At 69.8% G+C, this 6349-nt stretch carries 6 protein-coding genes; all 6 read right to left on the bottom strand.

The genetic code is table 11. From position 1 onward, the window contains the following. Window positions 1-472: 472 nt before the first annotated feature. Window positions 473-649: a hypothetical protein gene (locus D7V97_RS45510; protein WP_199729113.1), complete on the bottom strand. Its 177-nt coding sequence runs from the start codon at window positions 647-649 to the stop codon at window positions 473-475. A gap of 10 nt (window positions 650-659) precedes the next feature. After that, window positions 660-1976 carry an exopolysaccharide export protein EpsX gene (epsX, locus tag D7V97_RS38345; protein ID WP_120615543.1) on the bottom strand — a complete coding sequence of 439 codons (1317 nt, stop codon included), beginning with the start codon at window positions 1974-1976 and terminating at the stop codon, window positions 660-662. A gap of 3 nt (window positions 1977-1979) precedes the next feature. Next, on the bottom strand, window positions 1980-2627 hold the full coding sequence (gene epsY, locus D7V97_RS38340) for an exopolysaccharide export protein EpsY (protein ID WP_120615542.1): 648 nt from the start codon (window positions 2625-2627) through the stop codon (window positions 1980-1982). Window positions 2628-2641: 14 nt separating this feature from the next. Further along, window positions 2642-4195 carry an exopolysaccharide biosynthesis flippase gene (gene wzx / locus D7V97_RS38335; protein WP_120615541.1) on the bottom strand — a complete coding sequence of 518 codons (1554 nt, stop codon included), beginning with the start codon at window positions 4193-4195 and terminating at the stop codon, window positions 2642-2644. A gap of 111 nt (window positions 4196-4306) precedes the next feature. Then, the gene (epsZ, locus tag D7V97_RS38330; protein ID WP_120615540.1) at window positions 4307-5791 is read right to left on the bottom strand and encodes an exopolysaccharide biosynthesis polyisoprenyl-phosphate hexose-1-phosphate transferase EpsZ; all 1485 of its coding nucleotides are present in this window, start codon (window positions 5789-5791) and stop codon (window positions 4307-4309) included. 326 nt (window positions 5792-6117) lie between these two features. Next, window positions 6118-6349: formate dehydrogenase accessory sulfurtransferase FdhD (locus tag D7V97_RS38325; RefSeq protein WP_199729111.1), on the bottom strand; the 232-nt coding region annotated here is incomplete at its 5' end.

The raw sequence follows: 6349 nt of genomic DNA, 5'->3' as shown, positions 1-6349 counted from the left end.
AGCCATAACCAATATCTTTTTTTTTTAATGATACGGCGACCCCCGAGATCTACCCCCTAGGGTTCGTCGGCAGCGTCAGATGTGTATAAGGGACAGGCCAGCTCCTCCGGCGTGAAGGGCTTGCCCAGGTAGCCGTTGGCGCCGGCCTCCTCCGCGTACGCCTTGTCCTCCGGCAGGTTGCGCGCGCTCACCATCAGCACCGGCACGTTCGCGATGGCCGGCGTGCGGCGGATGTGCTCGCAGACGTCGTAGCCGGACACGTCCGGCAACGTCAGGTCCAGACACACCAGGTCCGGCTTCTCCGGGCCCTGGAGGTACTCCATGGCGGACTTGCCGTTGGGCTTCTCCACCACGTTCTTCACGCCCAGGTCGCGGAGCATGTCGCCCAGCATGGCGCGGAACATCGGTGAGTCCTCCACGAGGAGGACCGTGAGCTGTTGGAGCTCCATCACGTCGAACGCCTTTCCTTCCCTCACCCGAACCCGTACCTGGGCACGAGCACGAGCACGCCGTATGCGTACGCGATGTTGAAGAGGGCCACCCACAAAATGGCCTTCTTCATCCCCCGCCAGGGATTCACGTCGCGCGCGGCCGCTCCGGGCAGCGCGACGGTTGCAATGAGGACGGACAGGAGGATGAGCTTCGCCATGTCGGGAGCCTCAGAGGATACCAGTTTGCCGCACCGACAGTCCCAGCGTCGCGGACCACACCATGCGGGCCGCTTCCACGTCGGGCGAGCGAGTCCAGGCGGTCCGCGTGTCCGCCTCCAGTGACACCCACCGTGACACCGTCCAGCTGGCGCCCACACCGCCCACCACCTGCCGGTCTCCCACCGCGCCGCCCACCGCGAACGCGGAGCCCGCCGTCCCGGACAGCCGCACGCGCGGCCCCAGCGCCCAGGTGCCGTTCAGGGTCAGGTCCGCCCTCGGGTACACCAGCCCCGTCAGCCGGTCCACGAAGGGCGTCACCCGCATGGCCACCCGGCCGTTGAAGTCCGCCACCCGCGACGGCACCCGGTATGACCACGCCAGCGTCAGGTCCGGCAGCAGGTCCAGCCGCGCGGGAGGCTCCACCGCCGGCGCACCGTCTCCCACCTGGAAGGTCCCCACCCGCGTCCCACCTGTCGGGGTGGCCCCGGTGTCGTCGTCCGGCGCCGCCGCCTCCTCCGTCGCGCGCACGGAATACGCCACGCCCACGCCCACCCCCGCCTCCAGCGACGAGCGCCGGTCCCACCGGTGCGTCCACGCGCCGGTGAGGGTGGTGACCATGGCGCTGGCGCCGGTGGAGAAGCGCGAGTTCGTGAAGCCCACCGTGGTGGCCAGCGTGTGCCGGGGCGCGGGCGCCCACCCGAGCGACGCCTGCGCGCGCGGGCCGTACTGGAAGGGCACCGCCTCCTGGGCCGTGGCGTCCAGGCCGCCGCTGGCGGAGAAGCCCGCGCTGCCCGACAGCCGCAGCCCCGGGCCCAGCCACACCGTCTCCGCCGCGAGCGTCGTCGTGGACGACAGGAAGTACACGCTCTCACTGCCCTGGGGCAGCGGCTGGATGGGGATGTCCCCCAACGTGTCGCCCGGCAGCGCCGTGTCCGGATCATCCAGGCTGCCGCCCAGGGGCAGGTTGGTGAAGAGGTTCACCTGGCCCAGCACGAACTCCTGGGTGCCGTGCAGGGTGAGGCCGCGCTGGGGCCGCCAGTCGCCGAGGAGGCGCCCCACGTGCTGCACCTCCGTGCGCGGGTTGGTGGTGGCCTCGCGGAAGGAGATGCGCGGCGAGTACTCCACCTGCGCCACCGCGCTGCCGTCGTCCAGCTTCAGGCCCAGCAGGGGGACGAGGTCCATGTCCCCCGCGACAGGGGGCACGTCCGTGGCGGTGGCCTGCGCCTCCATGGAGCGCAGGCGCGTGTCCACGCGCGCCGCCGCTTCATACGTCACGGAGGCGGAGGCCACCTCCAGCCACAGGGTCGCGAGGGCCGCGTCCAGCACGGGCTATTCCACCACCACCACGTCGCCGGGGCGCAGGCGGAAGGCGGCCGCGCGGCCCTCGCCCCGGATGAGGTCCTCGTACTTCACGCGGATCCGCGTGGGCTCCTCCGCCTGCGGGTCCTCGCGGCGCAGCACGAAGATGCGGTCGCGGTGGGCGTAGTCGGTGAAGCTGCCCGCGGCGCCCAGGGCCTGGAGCAGCGTCGCGCCGGGATCCAGCACGTGCGCGCCCACGTTGGCCACCTCGCCCAGCATCGTCACCGACATGGGCCGTGCTTCCTCCAGCGACACGGTGACGACGGGGTGGTTGATGAAGTCCTTCAGCCGCGTCTGGATCTGCTGCGCCAGCAGGGCCGGCGTGTGGCCCACGGCCTCCACGTCGTCCAGGAAGGTGAGGCTGATGCGGCCGTCCTCGCGCACCTTGGCGCGCGTGGTGAGCGCCTCCTGGCCCCACACGCGCACGTTGAGCACGTCGCCGGGGACGATCTGATAGGCCGCGTCGGAGGCGGGCGGCTTCTCCTGGTACTCGTTCACCCAGGTGTACTTGCCCAGGCCGCTGCACGCGGGCCCCAGGAGCAATACGCCGAGCAACAGGCCTGGGCACGCGAGCGCGCTGAGGACGGGGCCGCGGAATCGGGACGGACGGGACGGCATGGTGCTCGGGCGCCTCACGCGGTGGGGGTGGCCGTGACGACCACCTCGACAGGGGCAGCCTTGCCCCGCTGCCGCGCCATGCGTACCACCTGGAGCAGCTCCGCGGGGCGGATGGCGCCGGTGAGCAGCACGCCCGCGACGTAGGTGCTGGCCGTCAGCCCCAGCCGGGGCCACGGGGCCACGCTGCCCACGAGGAAGCGGTCCAGGGCCACGCACACGCCGCACACCGCCGCCGTCTTCGCCACCATGACCAGCGAACGCCGGTCAAAGGAGTTCCTTCCCATGCGGCCCAGGAAGAGCACCGTGACGATGACCTCCGTGAAGAACATGGACAGCGCGGTGGCGGTGGCGCCGCCGGACGGCCCGATGCGGCCGTACAGCCAGGGGATGAGCGCCAGGTTGAAGAGCGGGTTCACCACCGCGCCCATCGTGGCCGCCAGCGTCACCCACCACTCCTTGTTGGACATGGTGAGCCAGATGCTGCTGACCATGGTGACGTAGGCCATCACGAAGATGGGCGACAGCACGCGCAGGGGCAGCGCCGCGGGCTCGAAGCCGGGGCCGCACATCAGGCGCACCCACAGGTCCGCGCCCAGCACCATGGCCATCATCACCGGCACGGTGAAGGCGAGCACGCCCTCCAGCGAGCGGCGCGTCAGGTGCGACAGCTCCTGGGGCGAGCGCGCCGCCGCGCGCGACATCATGGGCATCAGCACCCAGCCGAAGATGGGGCTGATGAGGAACGTGAGCCCCGCGATGCTGAACGCGCCGCCGTACCAGCCCACCTCTTCCTTGGACGCGAGCTTGCCCAGCAGCGACATATCCGTGCGGCCGTTGCACGCGAGCGCCGCCGCGGTGAGGAAGAACGGCAGGCACGCCTTCATCACCTTCTTCGTCGCGGTGATGTCGATGCGGAACTTCAGCCCCAGGTGCTCCTTCGCCAGCCGCCAGCTGATGACGAGCTTCACCGCTTCGGACGCCACCATGGGCACCGCCAGCCACTGGATGCCCACGCCCAGCGCGGCCATCAGCGCGAGTCCCCCGCCCCAGACAATCTTGGTGATGACGTTGGACACCGACAGGCCCGCGACCTTGCCCTTGGAGTGCAGCAGCGCGGCCATGGACGCATTGACGACGATGAGCGACTGGGCGAGCGCGAACCACTGCACCAGGTGCTGCACCTCCGGCGGCTCGCCGGTGTGGTGGAGCACCAGCGCCAGCGCGACCATGAGGATCAGCGTCATGGCCAGGCGCAGCAGCATGGTGGTGCCGAAGAAGTCGCTCGCGTGCTCCGGGCGGACCGGCACCTCCTTGCGGATGTACGTCTCCAGGCCCAGGTTGGTGGCCACGAAGAACGTGGCCGCGAAGGCCTCCGACCAGTTGAAGTAGCCGAACGCCTCCGGCCCCAGGTAGCGCGGCATCAGCGCGCGGATGCCCAGCGCGATGGCGTACGTCACCATCAGCGAGCCACCGAGCTGCAGGGTGCTGCGCACCGCGCCGCGGACTTCATTCGCGCGCGCGCCGTCTTCAACGTCAGCGGGGGAGGGGTTCTGGCTGTTCACGGTCATGGAGACGCGGGCCTTCAGGGGTGCTGCGCGCTCAAGGGGGGAAGGCCCGCCCCATAGAAAGACAAGCGGGCCCGGCGCGTCAACGCCGGGCCCGGGGAAACGGCGGGGTCGCTAGCTTGCTCCGCGACCCGTGATGACGACCGGCACCGTCTGCAGCAGCAGGCGCAGGTCGCCGGTGAGGCTCCAGTGGTCGATGTACTGCATGTCCAGGTACATCCACTGCTCGAAGGAGATCTGGTTGCGTCCGGACACCTGCCAGATGCAGGTGAGACCCGGGCGCACCGACAGCCGGCGGCGCTGCCACGTCTCGTACTTGGCGACCTCGCTGGGCACCGGCGGGCGCGGGCCCACGATGCTCATCTCACCGCGCAGCACGTTGAGGAACTGGGGCAGCTCGTCGATGGAGAACTTGCGGATGAACCGACCGATGCCGGTGATGCGCGGGTCGTTCTTCATCTTGAAGACGGGGCCGGTCTGCTCGTTCTGCGCGGCCAGCCGCTCCTTGAGCTCCTCCGCGTTCACCACCATGGAGCGGAACTTCAGCATGTAGAACGGCTTGCCGTGCTGACCGGTGCGCAGCTGCTTGAAGAAGATGGGGCCGCGCGAGGTGAACTTGATGGCCGCCGCCACCGCCAGGAAGAGCGGCAGCAGCATCCACAGCGCCACCGCGGACACCGCGATGTCGAACAGGCGCTTCATGGCCATCTGGTGCGGCTTGGGCGCCACCGCCGCGAAGTGCAGGTAGCCGTCCGCCACCGCGCGGGACTCCACCGGGCGCGCGCGGTCCAGGCGGAACGAGTGCGCGGGCAGCGCGAACGGCACGCCGAAGCGCTCCGCCAGCTTGATGGCCGCCTGCATGGACTCGCCCTGCTTCAGCGTGTTGCCCGCGATGTAGACCTCGCTCACCGGCAGCGTGCGCAACAGGCGCTCCAGCTCATCCGCGGGCCCCAGCACCTGCGCGGGCAGGCTGTCACCGGAGGCGTGGTCCTCCGGGAAGCGCACGTAGCCCAAAATCTTGTGACGGCCGCGGCCCAGCAGGTCCTCGCCGGTGTAGCGGCCCATGGCCCCGGTGCCGACGATGAGGACCTCCTCCGTGGGGGCCTCCTGCGACGCCACCTGGCGGAAGACGCCCAGCCGCAACAGCAGCGCCACCGGCCAGAAGACCACCAGCAGCGGCGCCACGCCGACCTGCGCGGCCTGCGGCAGGGCCAGCTCCAGCACCGCCTGCATCGTCACCACGGCCAGCGTGGTGACGGACACCAGCGCCACGTGGTCCAGCTTGCTGCGCTCGGCGAAGCGCGAATCGTAGAGGCACAGCGCGGTGCCCGTGATGAGCCACACCAGCACGGCCGTCAGCACCATGCCCGGCAGCTCCCAGCCCAGCGGCAGCGTCCGGCCGCCCCGCATCCACGCGGAGCCCAGCAGCACACCCACCAGCAACACCAGGTCCACGGTGAGGTTCAACTTCGCCGCGAAGCCGGGAGCCAGTCGCGGCGGATCCGTGGCCTCGTCCGAGGACGCGCTGCCCGTCAACGGAGCCGTCGACGGAGCTGCCTTGACCTCGGCGCCTGCAGTTGCACTGCTCATCGTGTCCACCCCCCTCTGCTCCAAACGTTCAGGTTTCGCAGAGGATGCCGTCATGGCTAGAAAAATTTAACCAGGAAGAAATGTGAGATTGCCAAATTGTGCGTCGCGGCGCAACCACCGCTCAGCAAGAAAGACGTGACAACAGGTGAATCCTTGGAGGCCCCCGCCCTGGGACCGATGCAGAGACCGGGCTGATGACACATTGAGGTACGACCGCGACCGTGGATCGTCCCCCGGTGTCCGGCGCAGTCGGCGGGTGGGGTGACTGCATGTACGATGCCGGTCTGACAGGTGGATGCACCGCTGCTTCCTGGAGCGGGCCCTGGGCGGAGTCATCAAGGGTTCCAGGAGGTTGGCGGTGTAGGGCCCAGTCGTTCCGCACCGGTGTAGACGTTGCAGCGGCCGTTCCTTGAGAACGCAGCGAGCGTCACGCCGGAACGCAGGGCCAGGTCGATGGCGAGTGAGCTGGCGGCGGACACGCTGACGACGACGGGGATGCGGGCGCGCGCGGCCTTCTGGACGATTTCGAAGCTGGCGCGGCCGCTGACGGCGAGGACGGTGGGGGCG

Source organism: Corallococcus sp. CA053C (assembly GCF_003611675.1).
GTDB lineage: Bacteria > Myxococcota > Myxococcia > Myxococcales > Myxococcaceae > Corallococcus.
Note: the sequence above shows the minus strand (reverse complement) of the source record. Positions and strands in the feature narration are given on the sequence as shown.